The organism is Deinococcus malanensis, assembly GCF_014647655.1.
Lineage (GTDB): Bacteria > Deinococcota > Deinococci > Deinococcales > Deinococcaceae > Deinococcus > Deinococcus malanensis.
Genome location: NZ_BMPP01000005.1, coordinates 142135 through 163307 on the forward strand (window position 1 = coordinate 142135; position 21173 = coordinate 163307).

General features: G+C 62.2%; 25 protein-coding genes and 2 tRNA genes. 18 read left to right on the top strand and 9 right to left on the bottom strand.

Annotated elements, in window-relative coordinates:
* Window positions 1-112 precede the first annotated feature (112 nt).
* The 6 genes from IEY49_RS07560 (at window position 113) to IEY49_RS07580 (ending at window position 3560) form a co-directional block, all read left to right on the top strand.
* Window positions 113-469, top strand: coding sequence for a MarR family winged helix-turn-helix transcriptional regulator (locus tag IEY49_RS07560; RefSeq protein ID WP_229780691.1), 357 nt, complete (start codon window positions 113-115; stop codon window positions 467-469).
* The gene (locus IEY49_RS21655; protein ID WP_268239011.1) at window positions 453-578 is read left to right on the top strand and encodes a hypothetical protein; all 126 of its coding nucleotides are present in this window, start codon (window positions 453-455) and stop codon (window positions 576-578) included. The genes IEY49_RS07560 and IEY49_RS21655 overlap by 17 nt, the downstream gene beginning before the upstream one ends.
* A gap of 88 nt (window positions 579-666) precedes the next feature.
* Complete coding sequence (locus IEY49_RS07565; protein ID WP_189006143.1) at window positions 667-1098, top strand: DoxX family protein; 432 nt, start codon at window positions 667-669, stop codon at window positions 1096-1098.
* A gap of 72 nt (window positions 1099-1170) precedes the next feature.
* Window positions 1171-2067 (top strand): VOC family protein, encoded by an 897-nt coding sequence (locus IEY49_RS07570; protein WP_189006145.1) that lies wholly within the window; start codon window positions 1171-1173, stop codon window positions 2065-2067.
* A 73-nt stretch (window positions 2068-2140) separates the two neighbouring features.
* Window positions 2141-2632, top strand: a complete 492-nt coding sequence (locus IEY49_RS07575) for an alpha/beta hydrolase (RefSeq protein WP_189006148.1) — start codon at window positions 2141-2143, stop codon at window positions 2630-2632.
* A gap of 223 nt (window positions 2633-2855) precedes the next feature.
* Window positions 2856-3560, top strand: coding sequence for an alpha/beta fold hydrolase (locus IEY49_RS07580; RefSeq protein ID WP_189006151.1), 705 nt, complete (start codon window positions 2856-2858; stop codon window positions 3558-3560).
* A gap of 3 nt (window positions 3561-3563) precedes the next feature.
* On the opposite strand, the gene IEY49_RS07585 is transcribed toward IEY49_RS07580, so the two are convergent.
* Window positions 3564-4904, bottom strand: a complete 1341-nt coding sequence (locus IEY49_RS07585) for a glycogen synthase (protein WP_189006154.1) — start codon at window positions 4902-4904, stop codon at window positions 3564-3566.
* Window positions 4905-4986: 82 nt separating this feature from the next.
* On the opposite strand from IEY49_RS07585, the gene IEY49_RS07590 reads away from it, so the two are divergent.
* The 3 genes from IEY49_RS07590 (at window position 4987) to IEY49_RS07600 (ending at window position 5498) form a co-directional block, all read left to right on the top strand.
* Window positions 4987-5062: transfer RNA gene (locus tag IEY49_RS07590), tRNA-Ile, on the top strand.
* Window positions 5063-5068: 6 nt separating this feature from the next.
* Window positions 5069-5143: transfer RNA gene (locus IEY49_RS07595), tRNA-Val, on the top strand.
* Window positions 5144-5273: 130 nt separating this feature from the next.
* Window positions 5274-5498: a hypothetical protein gene (locus IEY49_RS07600; RefSeq protein ID WP_189006156.1), complete on the top strand. Its 225-nt coding sequence runs from the start codon at window positions 5274-5276 to the stop codon at window positions 5496-5498.
* A gap of 179 nt (window positions 5499-5677) precedes the next feature.
* Here the strand turns inward: IEY49_RS07600 and IEY49_RS07605 are convergent, their stop codons facing one another.
* The 3 genes from IEY49_RS07605 to IEY49_RS07610 all read right to left on the bottom strand — a co-directional run bounded on the left by IEY49_RS07605 (window position 5678) and on the right by IEY49_RS07610 (window position 8390).
* Complete coding sequence (locus IEY49_RS07605; protein WP_189006159.1) at window positions 5678-7012, bottom strand: NPCBM/NEW2 domain-containing protein; 1335 nt, start codon at window positions 7010-7012, stop codon at window positions 5678-5680.
* Between the two features lie 506 nt (window positions 7013-7518).
* Window positions 7519-7752, bottom strand: coding sequence for a ubiquitination-like system serine protease family protein (locus IEY49_RS21875; RefSeq protein WP_373291875.1), 234 nt, complete (start codon window positions 7750-7752; stop codon window positions 7519-7521).
* Window positions 7753-7856: 104 nt separating this feature from the next.
* A complete protein-coding gene (locus IEY49_RS07610) occupies window positions 7857-8390 on the bottom strand; it encodes a hypothetical protein (protein WP_189006162.1) in 534 nt (177 codons plus the stop codon).
* 82 nt (window positions 8391-8472) lie between these two features.
* Here IEY49_RS07610 and IEY49_RS07615 point away from each other — a divergent pair, with 82 nt between their 5' ends.
* Entirely contained in the window at window positions 8473-8703 is a 231-nt protein-coding gene (locus IEY49_RS07615) for a hypothetical protein (protein WP_189006165.1), read from the top strand.
* A 171-nt stretch (window positions 8704-8874) separates the two neighbouring features.
* Window positions 8875-9084 carry a hypothetical protein gene (locus IEY49_RS07620; protein WP_189006168.1) on the top strand — a complete coding sequence of 70 codons (210 nt, stop codon included), beginning with the start codon at window positions 8875-8877 and terminating at the stop codon, window positions 9082-9084.
* A 12-nt stretch (window positions 9085-9096) separates the two neighbouring features.
* Here IEY49_RS07620 and IEY49_RS07625 read toward each other — a convergent pair whose 3' ends face one another.
* Window positions 9097-9639: a M23 family metallopeptidase gene (locus IEY49_RS07625; RefSeq protein WP_189006171.1), complete on the bottom strand. Its 543-nt coding sequence runs from the start codon at window positions 9637-9639 to the stop codon at window positions 9097-9099.
* Window positions 9640-9723: 84 nt separating this feature from the next.
* Here IEY49_RS07625 and IEY49_RS07630 point away from each other — a divergent pair, with 84 nt between their 5' ends.
* Entirely contained in the window at window positions 9724-10206 is a 483-nt protein-coding gene (locus IEY49_RS07630; protein WP_189006174.1) for a site-specific integrase, read from the top strand.
* A 730-nt stretch (window positions 10207-10936) separates the two neighbouring features.
* On the opposite strand, the gene IEY49_RS07635 is transcribed toward IEY49_RS07630, so the two are convergent.
* On the bottom strand, window positions 10937-11323 hold the full coding sequence (locus IEY49_RS07635; RefSeq protein WP_189006177.1) for a hypothetical protein: 387 nt from the start codon (window positions 11321-11323) through the stop codon (window positions 10937-10939).
* A 435-nt stretch (window positions 11324-11758) separates the two neighbouring features.
* Here IEY49_RS07635 and IEY49_RS07640 point away from each other — a divergent pair, with 435 nt between their 5' ends.
* The 6 genes from IEY49_RS07640 to IEY49_RS07665 all read left to right on the top strand — a co-directional run bounded on the left by IEY49_RS07640 (window position 11759) and on the right by IEY49_RS07665 (window position 18326).
* A complete protein-coding gene (locus tag IEY49_RS07640) occupies window positions 11759-13162 on the top strand; it encodes a DEAD/DEAH box helicase family protein (protein WP_189006179.1) in 1404 nt (467 codons plus the stop codon).
* A complete protein-coding gene (locus IEY49_RS07645) occupies window positions 13149-14381 on the top strand; it encodes a DUF790 family protein (RefSeq protein WP_189006181.1) in 1233 nt (410 codons plus the stop codon). Before IEY49_RS07640 ends, IEY49_RS07645 begins: the two co-directional genes overlap by 14 nt.
* 109 nt (window positions 14382-14490) lie before the next feature.
* On the top strand, window positions 14491-14742 hold the full coding sequence (locus tag IEY49_RS07650; RefSeq protein WP_189006184.1) for a hypothetical protein: 252 nt from the start codon (window positions 14491-14493) through the stop codon (window positions 14740-14742).
* Between the two features lie 318 nt (window positions 14743-15060).
* Window positions 15061-16005 carry a ferritin-like domain-containing protein gene (locus tag IEY49_RS07655; protein ID WP_189006187.1) on the top strand — a complete coding sequence of 315 codons (945 nt, stop codon included), beginning with the start codon at window positions 15061-15063 and terminating at the stop codon, window positions 16003-16005.
* A gap of 66 nt (window positions 16006-16071) precedes the next feature.
* The gene (locus IEY49_RS07660; protein WP_189006190.1) at window positions 16072-17016 is read left to right on the top strand and encodes a ferritin-like domain-containing protein; all 945 of its coding nucleotides are present in this window, start codon (window positions 16072-16074) and stop codon (window positions 17014-17016) included.
* Window positions 17017-17483: 467 nt separating this feature from the next.
* Window positions 17484-18326 carry a DUF4384 domain-containing protein gene (locus tag IEY49_RS07665; RefSeq protein WP_189006193.1) on the top strand — a complete coding sequence of 281 codons (843 nt, stop codon included), beginning with the start codon at window positions 17484-17486 and terminating at the stop codon, window positions 18324-18326.
* A gap of 265 nt (window positions 18327-18591) precedes the next feature.
* On the opposite strand, the gene IEY49_RS07670 is transcribed toward IEY49_RS07665, so the two are convergent.
* The 3 genes from IEY49_RS07670 to IEY49_RS07680 are packed head-to-tail and all read right to left on the bottom strand — an operon-like array spanning window position 18592 to window position 20950.
* On the bottom strand, window positions 18592-19794 hold the full coding sequence (locus tag IEY49_RS07670; protein WP_189006196.1) for a zinc-dependent alcohol dehydrogenase: 1203 nt from the start codon (window positions 19792-19794) through the stop codon (window positions 18592-18594).
* Entirely contained in the window at window positions 19791-20549 is a 759-nt protein-coding gene (locus tag IEY49_RS07675) for an SRPBCC family protein (protein WP_189006199.1), read from the bottom strand. The genes IEY49_RS07670 and IEY49_RS07675 overlap by 4 nt, the downstream gene beginning before the upstream one ends.
* Window positions 20549-20950 (bottom strand): hypothetical protein, encoded by a 402-nt coding sequence (locus IEY49_RS07680; protein WP_189006202.1) that lies wholly within the window; start codon window positions 20948-20950, stop codon window positions 20549-20551. The genes IEY49_RS07675 and IEY49_RS07680 overlap by 1 nt, the downstream gene beginning before the upstream one ends.
* Window positions 20951-21173: the final 223 nt, after the last annotated feature.

A 21173-nucleotide genomic window follows, 5' to 3' on the forward strand; every position in this document is an offset into this window, starting at 1 on the left:
GGCAGAGACGCCTTCACTCCCAGGACTACATCAGGAGAGATATTCCTCTTGACAATAGTCGTGATCACGAGTAAGCTGTACCCAGCTCGATCTGATCCTCAGGAGACCTGTCATGCCCACGCCTTCGGTTCCCCAACAGTCCAGCTCTTCTACCCGCCTGGAGCACGAGGAGTATCTGGCGTTGCAACTTCTGGCCACGCGCATGCGTGACGAGTCAGAGGTGATGCTGAAAGCCGCGGGGCTCAGCATCACCCAGTTCAACGTGTTGCGCATTCTGCGCGGTTCCGGCGAGCAGGGCCTGACCTGTGGGGAGATTGGCGCGCGGCTGATCAACAAGGACCCCGATGTCACCCGGCTGCTTGACCGTATGGAAAAACAGGAGCTGGTTGAGCGTTTGCGCAGCGATCACGACCGGCGCGTGGTCCACCCGTATCTCCGGGAAGGGCCTGCGTGTGGTTGGGGAGCTTGACGATCCCCTGGAAGAACTGCATCACCGTCAGTTCGGTCACCTGGGTGCGCAGCGCCTGCAACAGCTGCTGGACCTTCTGGCCGAGGCGTCTGCTCCAGGCCAGGTATAGATATTCATTCTTGAAGGCTCACTTCGCTGAACTATCTGTTCAAACAGCAATCGTTCCCTCGACAATCATCTCAAGCAAGGAGACACCCATGACCACCCGGACCACTGCTTCCCTTCCGACTGCCCACCGTATCGACCTCGCACTGGCGCTGCTGCGGGTGGCGATTGGCGCGATCTTTATCGCCCACGGCTTCCAGAAATTCTTTCTTTACACCTTGCCTGGAACCACGCAGGCCTTTACCCAGATGGGCGTACCGCTTCCCGGGCTGGTCGCGCCTCTGGTGGCCACGCTGGAACTTCTGGGTGGTGTGGCCCTGGTCGCCGGGCTCCTGACCCGGCCTGTCGCAGGGCTGCTGGCCCTGGTAATGCTGAGTGCCCTGGTACTTGTGCACCTGCCCGCCGGCTTTCTGGGCGCGGGCGGCATGGAATTCCCCCTCGCCCTGGTGGCGGCAACGGTGGCCCTCGCGCTGAGTGGCGCGGGCCGCTACGCTCTGGACCACGTGCTCGCCCGTCACCAGTAACCTGCCGTCACTGCCCCACGCCCAGGGAAGAACGCTCAACTCGTCCCGCCCCGTGCACCGGAGGTCCGCCATATGACGCAGCCTCAGCTTTCCCTTCCTCCTGATCGCCTTCCCAAACAGCTGACCCTGGGCCCAGTCGACCTCAGTGTGAGTGACCTGGAACGAAGCGTCGCCTTTTACCAGCAGGTGCTGGGCATGGCGGTCCTTGAACAGCAGCCCGGAACGGCCACGCTCGGTGCTGGTGCCCTGCCGCTGCTACAACTCACCGGCCGCCCCGGAGCGCGACCTGCGCCTGCAGGCTCAAGCGGCCTGTATCACTTCGCGGTGCTGCTGCCCACCCGCGCCGACCTGGGCCGCTGGGTGCGGCACGTCGCCAAGCTGGGCCTGCGCGTTGGGCAGAGCGACCATCTGGTCAGCGAGGCTTTTTATCTCAGTGACCCGGATGGTCATGGCATCGAGGTCTACCGCGACCGCCCCCGCAGCGAGTGGCAGTGGGACCTGGATCAGGTCCGGATGGCCAGCGATCCTATCGATATTCCGGGGCTGCTTTCGGAGCCCGGGGCCGAGCGGCCGTTCGACGGGCTACCTGACGGCACCGTAATGGGCCATGTTCACCTGCGCGTGGGCGACCTTGCCGCCACGGAATCTTTTTACCGGCAGGTGCTGGGTTTTGACGTCGTGGCCCGCTGGCCCGGCGCCCTGTTCATCTCAGTCGGTGGGTACCACCATCACCTTGGCCTGAATACCTGGCAGAGCGAAGGAGGGGCGCCCGCCCCGGAAGGCAGCGCCCGGCTGGAGGGCATGCACCTTCAGCTGCTTGCCGCTTCCGATCTGGAGCATCTAGCGCAGCGGCTGCAGGCGGCCGGCGTAGCTTTTACGCAGAGGGCTGACGGTCTCGAGGTGCGTGACCCGTCGGCGAACCGCCTGAGCTTTGCGGTAGGGAACTTCACAGGAACAGGCGGCGGGTGACGGCCAGGCGCGGAGGAGCGGAGCTGACCACCACTGTTCACCCACCTCAGAGCCGGGGGCCTGCCCGGCTCTGGTGCTGTTGCATGGCGCAGGCGTCGACGAGACCAGCCTGCTGGCCCTGGCGCCCAGGCCAGTTCCGCGCCTGACGATGATCAGTGTGTGCTCCCCTGAAATCCGCTCCGGCTCCTACGGCTTTTTCCGCGTGCCATTCCTGCCGGAGCCCGTGATCGTGCTGCACGAGGCAGAGGCCAGCCGTCAGATCCTGATTAATTTTCTGCTGGTGCTGGTGCGGCAGCATGATCTTGACCCCGGCAGGGTGTTCGAGCTTGGCTATTCGCAGGGGGCGATCATCCGTGCGAGTGTCGCGCTGTCCAGACCCGATCTGGTGGTGGGGCTGGTGATACTCAGCAGCCGCATCCTGCCCGAAGTCCGGCCGTACTTTCAGCCCCCGGCAGGCGGGATCAGCTACCGGTCTTCGTGGCGCACGGCACCGGGGATTTCAAGCGGGGCATTCATCATGGGCGCGCCCGTCAGGCCCTGCCGACTGAACTTGGCGTGCAGCTGAGCTGTCGTGAATACAACATGGGCCACGAGATCAGTACCCAGGAACTGGAGGATGTGAATGTCTGGCGGGGTGTCAGGCTGTAATCTCGCGGTCCTCCTCGGAGGTTCACAGGCTCGGGACGCGCGCGTCCGGCCAGCGACCTCCAGGTGGGTTTTTCTTTCCTCCAGCCGGCCTGAAGGGAGGCTCAAGGCCATGGGGCCGCCCGATCTCCTAGCCTGCAGCCATGCCACGACCCTCGACTGTCCTGATGCTGCACGCGTACCCACTGTCCGCCTCCATGTGGGACGAACAGGCCAGGGCCCTGGGAGACGCCGGGCTGCGGGTCCTGAAGCCTGACCTGCCGGGCTTTGGAGGCCGTGACGGCCAGATGACCAGCCTGCAAGACACGGCCCGCGAGCTGCTTCAGACCCTGCCGGACGAGCCGCTGGCGCTGGTTGGACTCAGCATGGGCGGCTACCTTGCCCTGGAAATGCTGGCCCAGGCTCCGGGGCGCTTCAGCCATGCGGTCCTGGCCGACACCACCTGCCGCGCCGACCCACCCGAAAAGCAGGCTGACCGCCTTGCCCAGGCCGAGCGTGTCCTGCGCGAGGGTCCTGAGTTCCTGCTGGAGCTGGCCCGTGACGAGCATGCCCCGGCAACGTTTGAACGGATCAAGCCGATGATCGGCGCGGCCTCCCGCCCAGGCATCGCCGGGGCCCTACGTGCCATGGCCGCGCGGCAGGACCAGCGGCAGACCCTGGAAGCCCTCCAGGTCCCCCTGCTGGTGCTGGTCGGGAGCGATGACCAGATCACCCCTCCCGACCGTGCCCAGGAGATCGCGCAGGCCGGGCGCGGTGAGCTCAGGGTTCTGCCTGGGGCGGCGCACCTGTCCAACCTCGATCAGCCGGCGGCATTTAACGCCGCGCTGATCCAATTTTTGACATCCTGACGCTCAGGCCTTCAGCACCCGCTCGTACAGGGCAAGATAGTCACGCGCCGGGCCGTCCCAGCTGAAATCCAGGGCCATCCCACGCGCGACGCGTTCGGCCCAGCCGGTGCGGTCCTCGAATGCGGCGTGCGCCTCCTGGCAGGCCTCGACCAATGCCTGAGGTGTGGCCGGCCCAAAGCGGAAGCCCACGTCTGGCGGAACCGTGTCCACCAGCCCACCCGTTTCGCGCACCACCGGCAGGGTGCCGTAGCGCATGGCAATCATCTGCGACAGCCCGCAAGGCTCAAAGCGGCTGGGCATGGCAAAGGCGTCTGAGCCAGCGTAGATCCGGTGGGCCAGGGCCTCGTTCATGCCCTGCGCGAAGCTGACATGGGGGTGCTGGGCCCAGCCCTCCAGGGCTGCGGTCAGCAGGGGGTCGCCGCCGCCCAGGACCACCACATTCCAGTCGTGGACTAGCCGGGGCAGGGCCTCGATCAGCAGGTCCATGCCTTTCTGGTCGGCCAGTCGGCTGACGATTCCCAGAATCGGGGCCTGATCCAGACCGAATTCGGTACGCAGCGCCTGCGTGGCGGCGGCCTTGCCAGCCAGATCGCTGTAGACCGGCACATCCGGGTCCGTGCGCGGGTTCCAGCGCTCCTGGTCCAGACCGTTGATGATGCCACTGAGCCGGCCTTCTAGCGTCAGGCGCAGCAGCACCCCTTCGAGTCCTTCGCCGTACTGCTGGGTCGTGATTTCCCGGGCGTACTGGGGGCTGACCGTGGTCACGTGATCCGCAGCGATCAACCCGGCCTTCATCAGGTTCAGGTCGCCGTAAAATTCGGCGCCCTCATGGGTCAGCCATTCCGGGCCCAGGCCGCTCCAGTTCCGCGCCTCGGCCAGATTCCAGCGGCCCTGATACTGCAGGTTGTGCACAGTGTACACGCTGCGCCAACCGGCCTCATGGGCGTGGGCGACCACCAGACCGGCCTGCCAGTCGTGGCCGTGCAGCACGTCGGGAATTTCGTTCAGGGCACGCAGCACCGGCAGCGCTGTCCGGCCGAAGGCGCAGAAGCGCCACACATCGTCCGGGTGGTACAGCCCTTCGCGCTCGAACTCCGGCAGGCCCAGGAACAGAAAGCGCACGCCATCCTGCCGGATCTCGCCGACCCGGACCGGGCCGACGGCCGCCACGTCGCCGGCCCAGATCTGCTCAGGCGTGCCGGCCAGCGACCCATACCAGGGAGAGAGCACGCTGACCTGGGCGCCAAGTAGGCCCTGTACCGCAGGCAGCGCACCCAGAACGTCGCCCAACCCTCCTGAACGCGAGAACGGAAAGACCTCCGACGTCACATGCAGCACACGCATACCGCGACAATACGCCGGTTTGACAACCCCCGGGCGCATTGATACACTTCCCCTCGCCCAAGAGTTGGGTCTGCTTCTGGCAGGGCTCTTAGCTCAACGGTCAGAGCAGTCGGCTCATAACCGATTGGTTGCCGGTTCAAATCCGGCAGGGCCCACCAATATCAGGGCGGTTAGCTCAGTGGTAGAGCATTCGCTTCACACGCGAGAGGTCGTAGGTTCAAGTCCTATACCGCCCACCAATTAAGCCTCGTCTGAGACGAGGTTTTTCCTTTTGTTATTCGTGCTACAAAGAGTGGTTACGGGGCCTCACAACCGACTTTGCAACCGATGGCTGAAATCGCTGGATGATGGTGCTGATAGGCTCCCGGGATGCCCTGTCACACGCCCAAGGTCTACGTCACTGTGGTTCATACGCAGACAGGGGAGATCGTGCGGCACCTCGGTCCTTACGCGTCAGCAGCTGCAGCCCGAACCGCATGTGGGACTGCGGCAGGCCAGTTGCTGGTCTGGACCCGCCGTGAGCAGGACTGGGTTGTGGAGAAATACCCGTTGGAGTACCGGGTGCAGGTTGATGAATCTGCTGCAATGGCCTGAAGAAAGGAACAAGTTGACGGTCAGACACGCAGTAGTGGGCTGGGTCAAGGCGCTAGAAGCCATTCCCAAAATGGAAGCTGGGCAGTCTGACGGCTCACCTGAAGTGAGGAGGTCTTAAAAGCATGACCCGGACCACAGCGATTGCACTGTGGCCCGGATTGAAGTTGTTCTGATACGGGTCAGCGAATGAGTCTCAGTTCCAGAGACACAAACCGGTTCTCGTAGCCCGCCGTCCGGTATCCCCTGATGCCTTCCACATACACCTCCATAAAGAAGGTTCTGACAAGGGCGGTATCCGGAATCCCAGGATTGTCGATAAACAGGATGTCCATGTCGGCCATCATGGTCCCACCATCGCCCCGGCTTGGACTGATGTTCACGATCTGGGCAATGCTGGTCGTCCACATGCCAGGCGATCCGAAGGACACGCCAAGTCCCACTGGTCCGTCGAGAGGAGGATCAATGGTCACGACGACCGTCACTCGCTTTGTCTCTCCACCCCGGCCACTTAAGGAGGCCGGCTCGAAGCGTGTTGTGATGGCCAGGCGCCTCACGTCAATCGTTACCAGCGCGCTCGCCACGTCCTGCCCATTGCGGCTGGCGATCAGCCGGTACGGGGCGCGATAATCCTCACTCCTGTTGGTGAACCCGTTGGGTGCAGCGATGGTAATGTCGCGTGTCGCGGTCCCGGGACCGCTGAAGTCCACTTGGGTGGTCACCAGTTGCAGATCCAGACCGTAGGTGCCGGCCTTTTCCAGGCGAAGATCCAGCGGGCCGCCCAGGTTCACGTTTGACGAGAAGGTCGCCTTCAGGTTCGCGCTGTGCTTGTGAAAGAGCAGCAGTTCCTGCGGATCCAGGCTCATCTGCACGTTCGGGGTCGTGGGGGGCGTGGTGGCCACGCAGAAGATCTTGGGTTGCGCCCAGTCAGCATGGTCGTAGTTGATGCCGTTCCCAGCGTCCGTCACCACCAGCCTCAGTTCCTGTTTCCCAGTGATGTCCAGGTCCACCAGTCTGGCCGGGTCCTTGCCTTTCATCGTCCCGCTGTCGTACGCCTTGACGCCGTCCAGGAACACCTGGAAGATGACCTTGCCTTTCTTGCCGACTTCATCGTCTACCCCGACATCCGCGGTGAACCGGGTGCAGTTCGCTCCGGTCCCTTTCAGGCTGAAGCGTAGTTCACTGCCCGCATGAACACCGTACCCGCGGGTATACGTCTTCCCGTTGATGGAGAGTGTTCTGCCATCCCCTGCGGCCTGTTCGCCGTTGCTGCGGTCGATCTCGACGGGACCCCAGCCGTTGGAGGCGGCCAGGATGGGTTCGAAGTACAGGTTGTTCTCGCCGGGGGTGAGGCTCAGGGTGGTGAGGCGGCCTTCAGGGGCGATGTAGGACCAGGGGTAATTCGCGCCGTTGGCGTAGGGATCGACTTCGGCAGGTTGCTCGGCCTGCTGTTGACCGCAGGCGGCGAGCAGGAGGGTCAGGGCGGTGCTGAGCAGGACGGGATGGCGTGCGGGCATGGGTGTAACCTCTGGCCACGGGGTGAGGGGCGGGGTCAGACTGAAAGAGTGGCTAGGGTCAGCTTGACCCGTCTAGGCAACCCACCGCATGAACATCCGACTGCGCATCCGAACTGCACTGGAGATCCCTAAAGAAAAGCGTCCGAACAGCTGACATCCTCCCACACCAAAAAATGCCCCATCCCGGCATTAGGTCGGAGTGGGGCTTTGGACTACTCCTGGCTGATTGTCAACGTTCGTTCAAATGGCATGATCAACTTGCATCCGAATCAGCGTCCGTCTCTCCCATGAAGACGCGGGAGGTGCCTTCCTTCTTGGATACTTTGGAGCTGACCGTAGGCGCGGTGCGGGTAACCGTTCCGGGGTGGTGACATACAACCACAAAGCGAGAAGGCTGAGGCCAACAAGCACTGCGGTATAGACGATTACCATTTCTTGAATGTAGTTGAAATGTTTGCTAAATAAGCAAACTTTAAGGGTAGCTAAACGCCTGAGTTGTCCAGTAGTCAGACACTCGTGAAGATGCCTTGATTGAGCCAGCTATACCAGCCGCAACCATCAGGGGTGTGCCAAATGCTTGCCCGGATGGTCAGTGTGCCTTCCTCTAGCGAGCCAGTCTCCGTCCAGCGGGGCTTGGTGGCTTCATTCTGCGTGTTCAGGGTCAGGACCTGCGAGCACCCTGGGCAACACACAAAGTAGCTGCTGTGCTTCCTCTCTTCCCCTATGACATAGGCATGCATCAAGTCCGGTTCGGACTTCTCCCAGACATCCGCAAAGTCTGCAGGAAGTACGGCTTTTACGCCGGTGCGGGTTGGTTGACGTCGGTCACGTCACTTCTTGCGCTTCACGGCAAACTGGTACGCCGCCTCGATGCCGGAAACCATGAACGACTCCAGGACCCCGGCGAAAGGCTTAGCCGCGGCAGGCAGATGCTCGGCGGCGTACCGTACTTCCGCCAGACGTACCGTGCGGTCGCGACCACCAGTACGCGGGCTTCGAGCTTCTGTACCTGGGGCAGTCCGATCTTGACCGCCTCGGACACGGACTGACCGAGCTTGACGACCTCCTCGAACCGGAACGGTGGCGCAGCGATCTCGATGACGTCGGCAATCAGGATCGGCAGGTGATCTTCCAACATTTCCTCGACATTCAGGTCATCCACCTTCGGTTCAGGCGCGACGACCACGACTGGCAGGGTGGCCGGCTGAGTGATCGTCAGCTCGGTGAGGGACGATTCGACCTGCGCGGTGACCATCTTGGGTTCATCGGTCTTCATAGGTGGCAGCGCAGGAATGCTGACCGCCTCAACGGACGCCAGGCGACGGGCTTTCAAAATGGCTTCGATGTCGGCGCGGGTGGCATGGGGCTGCTGGGTCATGGTGAACTCCTAAGGGCGCGGCCCCACCGAAGCGGGGCCGGGAGAGGGCCAAAGGCAACGGATAAACGCCGTAAGATGGAGGATGCCGCCATCACTCCTGAAACAAGCCATGGAGCTGGCCTTGAAGCTGGCGCGGGACCTTGACGATCACGAGATGATGGCCCGCTTACGGAGCTTGCAGGCTGGTCCTGCTCCTGAAACTCCGGATGAGCGTCAATCCGTGATCAAAGAGTTTTCTTCGATCAATCAGGCGCTCAGCGCACGTGTGAAAGCGGACTATGGGCAACCCAAGCCGATCCACAGGCGCTTGTAACTCGTTGCTGGCTGTCGCGTTTGCCACCCCGCAGCACCTGGCGAGATTGACTGGAAAATGAGGAGCGATCGTAGGGCCGTTGAGCAGACCCTACGGCTGGATGCGACCAACCTTTAGCCCAGTGAAGAAGGGGGCTATAGCGGGTCAGATGCCAGAAGGCATGCTGCTGGGATGCTGGATGAGCTGATCACACGGATCTGGGCGAGCACATACAGGCTTGCCAGAAGCCTGGGTGATGAGCACTCCATGGACCAACTCAAACAACTCCGACAGCATCCGCCGGTATTTCTGGATGAACAGGCCGCCTTGCTGGTCCGCATTAAGGAAATTTCCCACCAACTACGCGAACAGTCGGCTCAGGAAGCGACTTCAAACGATTGATGCCACCTGGCCTTACTTGCCGGGCGGCAGTGAAGGAACGCCGTTCGAGTGAGGGTCGTTTACGTACACGTGCACCAGGTTCGTCCGGGCATTCACAGTCACGCCGTTGGCCGGGAACTGTACAAGCTGGCCGGTGATCTCCTGTTCATTCATCAGCACGCGTGTTGGTTCGCCCCTCTGGGCCTGCAGGTCCTCAATCCGCTTTTTCGCGTTCCTCGCTTCCAGCCAGGCCAGGAGATCGTAGTAATGCTCCCGGATGAACTCGGCACACTTCACCGGGTCTTTGATGTGCGTACTGGGCCAGTAATCAGCCGGCAACTGGCCAGCCTTCTTGCGAACACCGAAGTGCAGATAAGCGAACCACTGACCGCGCCCACCCTTGCCGATCTGGCCGATCAGGTCACCAGCGTTGACGTACTGGCCTTTCCGCACATGGATGTCCCGCAGATGCCAGTAATGCGCCTCGCTGCCGTCGGGGTGCTCAATCAGGACGATGGCACCAATTTCCTTATGCCAGAAGGAAGCGGTGACGGTCCTGCCCTCTGCAGCGTGCACTGGGTCGCCCAGGTCGGTGTCGCCACCAGTAAGGGCGTTCAGTCGACCGATTCGTGCTGTGAGCCCGTGGCTTTCAGGTAACCGATGTCCAGGCAGCTGGCCTTCACGACCGGCATGCGGCGCGGCGAGCTGACCTTCAACGAACCCAAGACCGAGAAAGGCTGGCGGCAGATTCCCGTGAACGAGGACACCCTACGGGTGCTGATTGAGCGCCGGAAGATTTACTTTCTGGAGGAAGGCTGCAGCGCCCCGGAGACCTGGGGCGGTCAGGGCCTGATCTTCGGGACGGTCGACGACACGCCGATCTCGCCCAGCAACCTGGACCGGGACTGGAAGGCTGTGATCAAGGAGAGTGGTCTGCCGCCCATCACGTTGCACGCGCTCAGGCACATCCACGCGACCATGTTGATCGCGAATGGGATTGACGTGCGGCATCTGGCTGACTGCCTGGGCCACAGCCGACCGAGTTTCACGCTGGACACGTACGCGCACGTGTACGCCTCGCACCGCGAGAAGGCCGCCCTGACGTTGGATCAGCTACTCGGGGACAGCGGGAGTAGAGGTTGAAGTACCACAGGTTTTACAACCGTTTCTGCAACCGAAGGTGGCTCCGAGCGACCTTGAGTGAACAGGGAGAGGGGGAAAGGCGCGCTAGGTGACGGTGTATGACCCTGGGCGGCTGTGGGTGAGGGGGGTGGATGTTATTTCACACACGAGAGGTCGTAGCTTCAAGTCCTATACCGCCCACTAAACAAATTCCGTCTTGTACGGAGTTTTTCGTTTTATTCGAGAAGGTCCTGGGTGAGTACGGCATCATGTGGCTGCCTTGACTGCGACCCTTTTACGGCAGTCTCGGGAAACAGCACCAACAATGAACCTGCGTCGATTCGGACGTCAGTGTTATGGAAACCCCAGCGCCTGTCCTAACCTGCGCGACCAATAAGATTCACTTCGGCCGCACCAAGACGGCGCAGTGAACTTTCGGAGCCGTTATGGTGCCAACTCCTTTTTCTAGCTGCCTTTTCAACCTGTGCACCTGAACCTGCTCCCCTGAATGGCCAGAAAAGAGCAACATGAATGCAGAAGATCAGCGGTCAGCCGATCGTGCACTCTCAACGTCGACGGTTACAGCTCAGCCAATACCTGCGTGTCGGCAAGACGCTAAAATTCCCACCTTCTCCGGAACACCCTTCTCCTGAGCAGGGTCCCACAGTACTTTCTGCGGGACCCTGGTTCGTTTATGCGGACGTTCAGCCGTCGTATCCAGGGCTTGTCAACCAGGGCTGACCTTCCTGGATTACTTCCCGGTCAGCACCATATACATCGCTTCACGGTCTTCAGACCGGATCGAAGTCAGAACGACATTGTTTTTCTTAAACCGGATAATCAGCATCTGTTCAGTTTTCTTCCGTGAAATTTCCTTATAGCCCTTGGCCGTGATCATCTTCACGATCTTGGTCAGGCTGGCGGCGCCCTGACTGGTGCGTGGTACGTACAGAACCTCGCCCCAGCCTTCACCGGTTACCAGCGATTTGAACTCACGATAAACGGCGCCCTCGCACGTCAGATTCACGCCAGCCGGGAGTTTCACCAGACCATTGGCAGCGTACCCGGGTTTCGCAGGGCATGCCGCAGAAGCCATCGAAAGTAGGGCGACCGCAAACATCGCAAGGGCTTTTTTCATTTGTAACTCCTTATCTGAGCACACGCCCACAAGCTATGGCTTACCGCAACATCAGAAGAATAGAAGAAAGACATACAGAGAACTTTGGCGTCCTCTGATGTACACACTCTGGTGTGGGGATGACCTGCCCATCATGTTCGATGCAGGCTCCGGTAAAAACTCGGGGCCTGGAGCTCGAAAAACCGGCCGTCTGCAGAGGGAAGACTGCGGAGATGTGGAGGAGCATCCGGGCCGCTGCAAGGAACTAATCGGCGCCCGGTACAGTGTGTTGAGCTGGCCTGCATCAGAAGGTGAGTTGCCTGGTACGGGATAGGCTCAACCACCCCCGGCCCAGGCGCAGCCGCTCTCAAGGCTCGACACGGACTTCTGCACCGTCACTGCAAACCGTGTCCACCGCCTCCATGCCGTTTTTTATGGTCGCTAGCATATTCCCAGATGGCCCCCACCCTGCGGCTCGACCGGGGCACGCTCGTGATGCATGGCGTGCCTGACGCCGTGATGGACCACTTTACCTGGGACGCGCGCAGTCAGTCCTGGCGTGCACCGGGGCAGGCGTACCGCGAGATCGTGGAGGGCTTACGGGAGGCCGGATTGTCTTTCCGGGATGACGCGGCCGGTTTTTCAAAACTTGAACTCGGATATGCCCGGGACGTGACCCCCTACGCGCATCAGACGCAGGCGCTTCAGGCCTGGAAGAAGGCCGGCCGGCGCGGCGTGGTCGTGCTGCCGACCGGAGCCGGGAAGACCCTGGTAGCCCAGCTGGCCCTGCGGGATACGCCGCGTTCGGCCCTGATCTGCGTGCCGACCCTGGATCTGCTGCAGCAGTGGTATGCGGGGCTGATTGCGGCGTTTCCGGACGCGCAGGTGGGGCTGCTGGGTGGTGGCAGCCACGATGAAACGCCGCTGCTGGTCAGTACCTACGATTCTGCAGCCATTCATGCCGAGACGCTGGCCGGCCGCTACGCCCTGCAGATCTTCGATGAAGCCCACCACCTGCCCAGTGACTACACCCGGGTCATCGCGCAGATGGGCCTGGCCCCCTACCGCCTGGGCCTGACCGCGACGCCCAGGCGCAGTGATGGCCGGGAACGGGATCTGGACGGCCTGATCGGACCTGTGGTGTATCAGGTCGCTCCTGAGGACCTTGCCGGAGATACCCTGGCGGACTACCGGGAAGTCGTGATCCGGGTGCGGCTGAGTCAGAACGAGCAGCGGCGCTACGACGAGTGCATTCGGACCCGCAACGACTTCCTGCGCCGCGCAGGCATCCGGCTGGGAACCCTGGAGGGCTGGAAGCAGTTCGTGATGAACAGCGGCACCCCCCAGGGCCGCACGGCCATGCTGGCCCACCGCGAGGCCCGCAGCCTGGCTTACGGCACTGAGGGCAAACTGCGCGTGCTCGAAGAGATCCTGGCCAACCATCCGGCCGAGCGGACCCTGATCTTCACCGACGACAACGCCACCGTCTACCGGATCAGTCGTGAATTCCTGATTCCGGCGATTACGCACCAGACGCCGGTCAAGGAGCGGCACGGTCTGCTGGAGAAGTTCCGGAGCGGGGCCTACCGCATCCTGGTGACCAGCCGCGTGCTCAACGAGGGCGTAGACGTGCCGGAGGCCAGTGTGGCGGTCGTGCTGTCCGGCACGGCGACCGAGCGCGAGCATATCCAGCGGCTGGGCCGAATTCTGCGCAAGGCCGAAGGCAAGACGGCGGTGCTGTATGAGGTGATCACCGAGGGCACCAGCGAGGAACGCGTCAGCCAGCAGCGCCGGGGGCAGTGGAAGCCTGGGCAGGCAGGGAGTGACATCGACTATGGGGACCTGAATGCTCCCCACTGAATTGCTGATGTTCCGCGTCAAGGCCGGCATCGTCGAGCCCCGGCGCCTCAAACCCACCACTGCCAACCTGGGGCTCGCGCAGACCCTCATCGAGACGTTTGAGGCCAATATCGGCCGGCGCCGCTGGGAACTCGATGACGATCTGCGTACCCTGGAAGCGGGCCGGCAGGATTTCAAGGTCCTGCGTGGTCTGGCACACCTGCTGACCAACATGAGCGCCTTTGAGGCCGGCGGAACCATAGAACCGGTCCAGGTGCGCTCCAGGGTGTTCGAGCTGGCCCAGGCGCAGGTACCCAGCCGCAAAGGCACCACGCTGATTCTGGAGCAGGCAGCCAGAAGCCTGTCGCAGGACCACGCGCTTTCACCCGCAGAGGTGCAGGCCAGCCTGTACGCGGACCTGCCGGATCAGCAGACCCTGGTCGCGTTTGACCCGCCGGCACCCCTGGAGCTGATTCACCGCTTTGATCTGGCCCAGGCGCAGGGCATGCTGTACCGCGCCTATGAGCTGGTGATCACGGCGCGGCGCAACGAGCCGGCCCGCTACAAGCAGCTGCTGAAATACCTTAAGTTCTTTGGCCTGATGGTCACGGTCGAGGGAGATGCGAACTTCGGCTTTACGCTGACGCTCGACGGTCCGACCTCGCTGTTCGGAGGCACGACCCGCTATGGGCTGGCTATGGCGAAATTTCTGCCGGCCCTGCTGCATGTCACGAAGTGGGACCTGAGCGCGGCCCTCAAACCCCGCAAGGATCTGGCCTGGGTCGATCCAGGGGACGACGAATGGTCTTTCCAGCTCACCAGTGAGGATGGCTATGTCAGCCACTACAAGCCGCCCGAGGAACATGATTCGGCCCTGGAGTCCGGCTTCGCCGAGCGCTTTGTCAAAACTGAGACGACCTGGACCCTGGAACGCGAGGTCGATCTTGTGCCGGTGCCGGGCGGGGTCATTCTGCCGGACTTCCGGCTGGTTGACGGCCAACGGAGTGTGCTGGTGGAAATCGTAGGGTACTGGCGCCCGGAATACCTGCGCAAAAAATTCGAGCTGCTCCGCAAGGCCGAGCGCACCGACGTCATCGTCTGCGTATCCGAGCGGCTGAACCTGGAAAAGGCCGGCGTCGACCCCAGTGACTTTGGAGACCGGGTGGTGTGGTTTAAAGGCGTGCTGCACCCCAAGGAAGTGCTCTCCGTGGCCGAGCGTGTGGCGCGGGTCACCTCCTGAGCCGGTAGGGCTGAAATTCTGGCGGAGCCAATGTAATTCCATAAGCGATCACAATCCCGCTAGATTAGGGCCGGACCCGGCTGACGGCGTTCAGCGCCCCCTGTCCGGAATGCCGCCCGAGGAGCCCTGCCATGAGTTCAGTTCAATCGAGAACCCCCTGACCGCTCAGCTGCCCTTCTGGTACTGCCTGGTCGCGGCGGTGATGACCGGCGGATTGTGCCTGTTTCTATGGACCTGGGCAGATCAGCGCATCAAGGTTCTCAAGCTTCAGGCCTTCATGCTTTTTCCGATTGCGCTGCTGGCCTCCAGCCTGTTCTTTCTTTCGCTGGGTGAGGTGTTGTGGGGAGTTCGTACTCCCTGAACTGCCTCCAGGAAAACGGTTCTGAATAGCTGTTCCTTCTCTACCTCACAAGCACTGAAGTGTTATTCGGTAACAATTCGTGATCGGCCGCTGAAGCAGGGCTCAACAGCAGATGAATGGTCTCCCGTTGTGCACAACCGGCCCATCCCATACGGTGGCTGAAGTAGCAAAGTTTCAGCCCGGAGCCTCTCGCCGTGTTCTGCCAGGAAGCCCCTTTCTGGGGCCTCTGTGCATGCATGTGGTCGCCGGGTCGTAGCGGCATGGTTGGCAACCAGACACTTCGCAGCCTGAGACGGGCTTTTCCACCTGGAGGACGGTATGGACGTATCACAGGGAAATTCAGACCTCACGCAGGCCAGCAGCACACGGCGTCAGTTCCTGCGCGGCGTGGGCCTCGCCGGAGCAGGCGTCGCCCTGGTGGGCTGTGCGCCCAGCTTCACGGCGCGGCGGGACAAGCCCAACATTGACGTGGACGTCTTGAACTTCGCACTGAACCTGGAATACCTGGAGACGGCATTCTATCTGGCCGCCACCGGACGTCTGGCCGAAATGCAGGGCTTGGGCGGCAACGCCCCGATCCGCCTGCCTGCTGGCGTGACCGGATTGACACCCATGAATTTTCAGTCCGCTGAAATCCGTGACTTTGCCAATGAGCTGGCCACCAACGAGCTGGCGCACGTGCGCTTTCTGATCGCCACCATCCGGGCGCTGGGCGGCACCCCCATTCCCCGGCCGGAGGTGGACGCCGGTCCGGCCTTTACCGCCGCCGTGGCCGCGGCCACGGGAGGTAAGGTCGCCAACTTCAATCCGTTCGCCGATGAGGTCTCCTTCCTGCTGGCCGGCCACACCCTGGAAGACGTGGGCGTCACCGCCTACAAGGGTGCCTCGCCACTGATTCACGACCGCAAGCCGGGCGGCGTGCTCGAACAGGCGGCCGGCATTCTGGCGGTCGAGAGCTACCACATGGGCGCGGCACGCTTCCAGCTGTACAAGCGCCGTGGCCTGACAGTGGCCCCCGAGTTCACCGTGGCCGCCATGTCGCAGGCCATCAGCGACCTGCGCGACACGCTTGACGGTCCCGGCGACAAGGACCAGGGCATTGCCCAGCCACCCCGGCCCGGGGAATCAAACATCGTTCCGACCGATGCCAACGGTGTGGTTTTCAGCCGTGTGCCGCGCGAAGTACTGAACATCGTATATCAGCGTGCAGGTGCCGAAGCGGGTGGGTTCTACCCCAGTGGGATCAACGGCAGGCTCCGGTAGGGCCGCCCTTACCCCGCCCATTCGCTGCTTTCCCCTGCTCCTGTCACCCCTGTCCGGAGGTACTTCATGACCCAAGTCGCCACACCGACCCCTTCCGAATCCCCGTCCCGCCGTCAGGTGCTGCGGACCCTCGGCCTGCTGGGCCTGGGCGCCACTGTCACGTCCTGCGCGCCGGGCCTGCTCAACCTGTCCAGTCTGGCCGGGATGCCTGCTGCGAGCGTCGACGCCGCTGTCCTGAACTTCGCCCTGAACCTGGAATACCTGGAAGGCGCCTTCTATGCCGCGGCCACCGGGCGTCTGGCCGAGATTCAGGCCCTGGGCGGCAATGCTGAGATCCGCCTTCCCGCCAATTTCAGGCCGGTTCCGTTTCAGTCTGGTGACATCCGTGATTTCGCCAACGAACTGGCCACCGATGAGATCGCCCACGTCAAATTTTTGATTCAAACCATTACGGCACTGGGTGGAACGCCTGTGGCGCGGCCGGCTCTGGACCTCGGAGGAGCTTTCGAAATGGCGGCGCGGGCTGCCAGTGCGGGCCGGATTCAGGGCTTCAACCCCTTCCTGAACGATCTTTTCTTCCTGCACGGCGCATACATTTTTGAAGACGTCGGCGTAAGTGCCTATAAGGGCGCCTCTCCACTGATCAATGATGACCGTCCAGGGGGAGTGCTGGAGCAGGCGGCCGGCATCCTGGCAGTCGAGGGCTACCACGCCGGAGCCATTCGCAGCATGCTGTACGACCGCCGTAACGAGGAAGCGGCAGCTGGTCTGACCGTCGCGGCGGTGACCAAGGCCATCAGTGACTTCCGGGATCTGGCCGATGGCCCGCGGGACAAGGACCAAGGCATCACGGAGCCGATCCGTCCGGGCGACGCGAATATCGTGCTGTCCGACGCGAATGCTGTGGCCTTCAGCCGCCTGCCGCGCGAGGTGCTGAACATCGTGTACCTGGCTCCCGGGGCACCCAGAGGCGGGTTCTTCCCGGCCGGGGTCAACGGAGTGATCCGCTAAGGCGACTGACGTGGGCGGAGTATGCCCCGGCTGGAATAAAACCTGCTGAGGTCCGGGCTGGAGGCACACCATGTCTCTACTGCCTGGACCTATTTGTGTCGTGGCGAACAGGAGCAGGACAGGCGTCATAGCCCACGAACCCGTTGTGACGCTCGGAACTATGCGCCGCTTCGGGCGTGCCGACACACTGCCTGACTCTGGAGCTGACAGCAGAGAGGGGCGAGGAGAGTCGAGGAGATCCCAGGGCCCTATAAAGCTCTCGTCCGCCGCAATACAGCTCTGACAAGCGTGGCAGCCTGTACAGGCTGCCTGCTGATTGTTAGCGATCAGCATTGACCGGGCGTCCGTTTTCCATTTTTTTGTCCTGTTGCTCTGAGCAGGCACCTTAAAAGTCGAAGCCAGATAACCTCTTAAGACCATTAGGAGTTTTTCAGATTCAGTCATATTGCGTGTGTCACTGTGAAACCATGAAACACATTCTGATGACCCTCGGTCTTGCAGCAGGCGCTTCGGTGGCTTTAGCCCAGACCTCACCCAAAATCACGACGCAGAGCATTATCGTCAATCCTGTGGCGTCGCCACTTAAGGTTAGTGTCTGGACCGCCAAAGATCCGACTGGGACGAAAACGCCGACCTACGTTGCGGGCGACCGCATGACGCTGAATGTGAAGACGACACAGGATGCCTACGTTTACCTGTTCAATGTAGATCAGAAAGGCAATGTCGATCTGATTCTCCCGAACAAGTTCACGAGTGGCGCCAACTTTATCAAGGCAAATACGACCAAGAGCTTCCCCAGCAAGGAAGACAAGTTTACCTTCGACATTGCTGGACCGGCGGGCCTGAATAAGGTGCTTGCGGTTGCCAGCAAGACCGAGCTGGATCTTGAGGACATTGCTCAGTTCAAGGAAGACCAAACCACCGGCTTTGCTACTGTAACGGTTCGTGGCGGACAGAACGGACTGGCCCAGGCACTGTCCATCATCGTCAAGCCACTGCCCTCGAAAGACTGGGTCACGGACGTGGCGCAGTACCAGATCTCGGCTAAGGTCGCAACGCCGCCTGTGCCAGTGGCCACGACGACCGCTACCTGGAAATCCTCGTTCAAGTCGGCCTTGGGCCTAAACCGCGTCTACGAGTTCTATGCCAATCAGCTCAAGGCAATTGGCTACGAAGCAGACGAGACAACGACCACGCGCCAGCAGATCGTAGGCAAGTTTTCTATGGCTGACGAATCCACTGCCAACCTGACGGTCAAGCAGCGCCCGGGCACCACAACCTATGACGTGGTCGTGACCCGCAAGGAATAAGGCCGGGGCCTACGGCCCCGGAGTTGGCAAGTCGCAGCGCAATAAAACTGGCAGCCCGTGAATCAGGCTGCCAGTTTGATGTTGGGCGTCATGGAGTTATATAGGCTCAGTTAATTCGATCTGAATTGAATTCGAGTTGGAAAACTCCCCAGCCAAATAAACGGAATGCTGGCCTCTCACATCGAGACCAAAGAACAGGGCCGCAGAACAACACAACTTCCCTGTTTCTGGCGACCCATCTGTGGCTTGTAATCGGGAAAAGCTTTTACTTCACCGGAGCATGATCCTTGGGATCGGCCCAGGGGTCCAGCACGCACTTGATACATCCATCGTGCTTGTGCTTGAAGATGTGGTAGGCATGGGGCGCTTCGTCCAGGCTCATGCGGTGGGTGATGACCTGCGTGGGGTCAATGTCGCCGCGCACGATGTGGTCAGTCAGGATATCCAGGTAGCGGTGCACGTGGGTCTGCCCGGTTTTCATGGTCAGACCCTTGTTCATGAACGCGCCCAGCGGAATCTTGTCGCCCAGACCACCGTACACGCCAGGCACGCTCACCGTGCCCCCCTTGCGGCAGGCCATCAGTGCGGCGCGCAGTGCGTGCGGCCGCTCGCTTTCCAGGACACGGGTGGTCTGTTTGACAGCGTCGGCCACACCGAGAAACCCGGTGCCATGCGCTTCCAGGCCCACCGCGTCCATGACACTGTCCGGACCACGGCCGGCGGTCATAACCTTGAGCCGCTCGAAGACCTCGTCTTCCTCGTAGTTGATGGTCTCTGCTCCCGCGCGGCGTGCCAGCTCCAGACGCTCAGGGAAGCGGTCGATGGCAATCACGCGTCCGGCGCCGAGCAGGAACGCGCTACGGATGCAGAACTGTCCGACTGGCCCGGCGCCGAATACCGCCACGACATCCCCTTCCTGGATGTTGCAATTCTCGGCCGCCATGTAGCCGGTAGGCAGGATGTCGGTCAGGAACAGCACCTGATCGTCGCTGAGGCCCTGCGGGACCTTATACAGGTTGGCGTCGGCGAACACCGTGCGCACGAACTGCGCCTGTCCGCCAGCATAGCCACCGGTAATGTGCGAGTAGCCATAGATGCCGGATGACGCATGGCCCCACATCGTCTCGGCCAGCCGGGGATTGGGGTTGGAATTGTCGCACAGCGAGGTCAGGCCCTTCTGGCAGTACCAGCACTTGCCACAGGCGATAGGGAAGGGCACGATGACGCGGTCGCCGACCTTGATCTTGCGGACGTCGGCGCCGACGTCCACGACCTCGCCCATGAACTCGTGGCCCAGGATGTCACCGTGGACCATGCTGGGCACGTAGCCGTCGAGGAGGTGCAGGTCCGAACCACAGATGGCGGTGGACGTCACCCGCACGATGGCGTCGGTGGGCTGAAGGATCTCGGGGTCGGGCACGCGCTCTACCGCAACCTTGTTGATGCCCTGCCAGACCAGCGCCTTCATGAGGTTCTCCGGTTGTCGTACATCTTGGCCTCCGCTTTTTTCACGGCACCCTTGCGGGCGCTGGATTGCCCTTCGGTGGTGGGCTGTTGGCCCAGTTCCATCATGCGTTTCAGGCGCCGCAGGTCCTCACCGACCTGCACGGCGGGTTCCTCGCCCATCAGCCGGGCGATGGTCGCGCCCATCGTGCCGCCGGGCGGGCGGTATTTCAGCGCGACATGCACCTCGGTGCCCCGGTCTCCCGGTGCGGGCCGGAACTCCACGTGCCCCTCGGTCCAGATTTGCGACCCTTCCAGGGAACGCCAGGCGATGCGCTTACCGGCCACGTCCTCGGTCACCTCGGCGTCCCATTTGACGTGGGTGCCGGCAGGCGCCTTGGCGACCCAGTGCGAGCGGTTGCCCTCGGTGTCCTGTACTTCTACGGATTCCAGGTGGTCCATGAACTGCGGAAGGTTTTCGAAGTTGCGCCAGAAGACATACAGCTGATCGGGCTCCACGCCGATGGTAATGCCCCGCTCGACGGCAATGGCGTCATCCTTGGTCCGGTGGATACCCACCATGGCGTCTCCGACCCCGCGTCCCATCGCGGCGCCCGCCAGCAGCAGCGCCCCACCGGTGGCCACAAGGGCTCCGGCCTGTCCGGGACGCCCCACGCTCAGCACGATCAGCCCCAGTCCCAGGGCACCGACCAGCAGGCGCTCGCCGGGGCTGGAGTTCTGCGGGCTCAGGTCACGCACGCTAGTCTCGTGGTCGGGCATCAGCGGTTCCCCCTTCGCAGCAGCCGGTCTTTTACAGACGGCGGTTCAGGATGGCTCAGGGCCCGGGCACACAGCACGTCCACCACCGTGATGGCGGTCAGGGCCGCCAGGGTGTTGGCGGTACGCTTGCGGCCATTTGGATTCTCCGGCTGGGCCAGGCCCAGGGTCCCCAGGTCCAGGACATCGCCCGCGACCCGCGACCAGACCCAGAAGGCTACCGCTGAAGGCTGCGCCAGGATGCCCACGCCAGCCAGAACTTCGCGCAGTCCGTACGCCCGGACAAGGGTGGACTGGTCCTGGACACCCAGGAAACGGGTCAGCTTCCCGGGGGCTGCGAGTTCCACGGCGCCCAGGCCGATACTGAGCCAGCCGAGGCCTCGTGCTACCTGCTCTGCGTTCATGTCTTCCCTCCTTTGTCGGTGCTCTTTTGCCTTTTCCAGAGTGGCGACCCGGAAGGACACGACCCTGTGAGGGGCCCTAAGTCCACTTCACACTTGCGCCACCGGAGGGTGTTTCGGCCTGAAGCTGGACTTCATCTGCCAGGCGGGGAGGAGAACTGCTCCGGAGAACTGCTCCGGAGAACTACCCCCGTTCTTCTTGCTGGCTGGTGGACAAGCGGCACAC

Coding starts and splice junctions, on each gene's coding strand:
- IEY49_RS07560 (WP_229780691.1), top strand. CDS start 113: ATGCCCACGCCTTCGGTTCCCCAACAGTCCAGCTCTTCTACCCGCCTG.
- IEY49_RS07565 (WP_189006143.1), top strand. CDS start 667: ATGACCACCCGGACCACTGCTTCCCTTCCGACTGCCCACCGTATCGAC.
- IEY49_RS07570 (WP_189006145.1), top strand. CDS start 1,171: ATGACGCAGCCTCAGCTTTCCCTTCCTCCTGATCGCCTTCCCAAACAG.
- IEY49_RS07580 (WP_189006151.1), top strand. CDS start 2,856: ATGCCACGACCCTCGACTGTCCTGATGCTGCACGCGTACCCACTGTCC.
- IEY49_RS07585 (WP_189006154.1), bottom strand. CDS start 4,904: ATGCGTGTGCTGCATGTGACGTCGGAGGTCTTTCCGTTCTCGCGTTCA.
- IEY49_RS07600 (WP_189006156.1), top strand. CDS start 5,274: ATGCCCTGTCACACGCCCAAGGTCTACGTCACTGTGGTTCATACGCAG.
- IEY49_RS07605 (WP_189006159.1), bottom strand. CDS start 7,012: ATGCCCGCACGCCATCCCGTCCTGCTCAGCACCGCCCTGACCCTCCTG.
- IEY49_RS21875 (WP_373291875.1), bottom strand. CDS start 7,752: ATGCATGCCTATGTCATAGGGGAAGAGAGGAAGCACAGCAGCTACTTT.
- IEY49_RS07610 (WP_189006162.1), bottom strand. CDS start 8,390: ATGACCCAGCAGCCCCATGCCACCCGCGCCGACATCGAAGCCATTTTG.
- IEY49_RS07615 (WP_189006165.1), top strand. CDS start 8,473: ATGCCGCCATCACTCCTGAAACAAGCCATGGAGCTGGCCTTGAAGCTG.
- IEY49_RS07620 (WP_189006168.1), top strand. CDS start 8,875: ATGCTGGATGAGCTGATCACACGGATCTGGGCGAGCACATACAGGCTT.
- IEY49_RS07630 (WP_189006174.1), top strand. CDS start 9,724: ATGTCCAGGCAGCTGGCCTTCACGACCGGCATGCGGCGCGGCGAGCTG.
- IEY49_RS07635 (WP_189006177.1), bottom strand. CDS start 11,323: ATGAAAAAAGCCCTTGCGATGTTTGCGGTCGCCCTACTTTCGATGGCT.
- IEY49_RS07640 (WP_189006179.1), top strand. CDS start 11,759: ATGGCCCCCACCCTGCGGCTCGACCGGGGCACGCTCGTGATGCATGGC.
- IEY49_RS07645 (WP_189006181.1), top strand. CDS start 13,149: ATGCTCCCCACTGAATTGCTGATGTTCCGCGTCAAGGCCGGCATCGTC.
- IEY49_RS07650 (WP_189006184.1), top strand. CDS start 14,491: ATGCCGCCCGAGGAGCCCTGCCATGAGTTCAGTTCAATCGAGAACCCC.
- IEY49_RS07655 (WP_189006187.1), top strand. CDS start 15,061: ATGGACGTATCACAGGGAAATTCAGACCTCACGCAGGCCAGCAGCACA.
- IEY49_RS07660 (WP_189006190.1), top strand. CDS start 16,072: ATGACCCAAGTCGCCACACCGACCCCTTCCGAATCCCCGTCCCGCCGT.
- IEY49_RS07665 (WP_189006193.1), top strand. CDS start 17,484: ATGAAACACATTCTGATGACCCTCGGTCTTGCAGCAGGCGCTTCGGTG.
- IEY49_RS07670 (WP_189006196.1), bottom strand. CDS start 19,794: ATGAAGGCGCTGGTCTGGCAGGGCATCAACAAGGTTGCGGTAGAGCGC.
- IEY49_RS07675 (WP_189006199.1), bottom strand. CDS start 20,549: ATGCCCGACCACGAGACTAGCGTGCGTGACCTGAGCCCGCAGAACTCC.
- IEY49_RS07680 (WP_189006202.1), bottom strand. CDS start 20,950: ATGAACGCAGAGCAGGTAGCACGAGGCCTCGGCTGGCTCAGTATCGGC.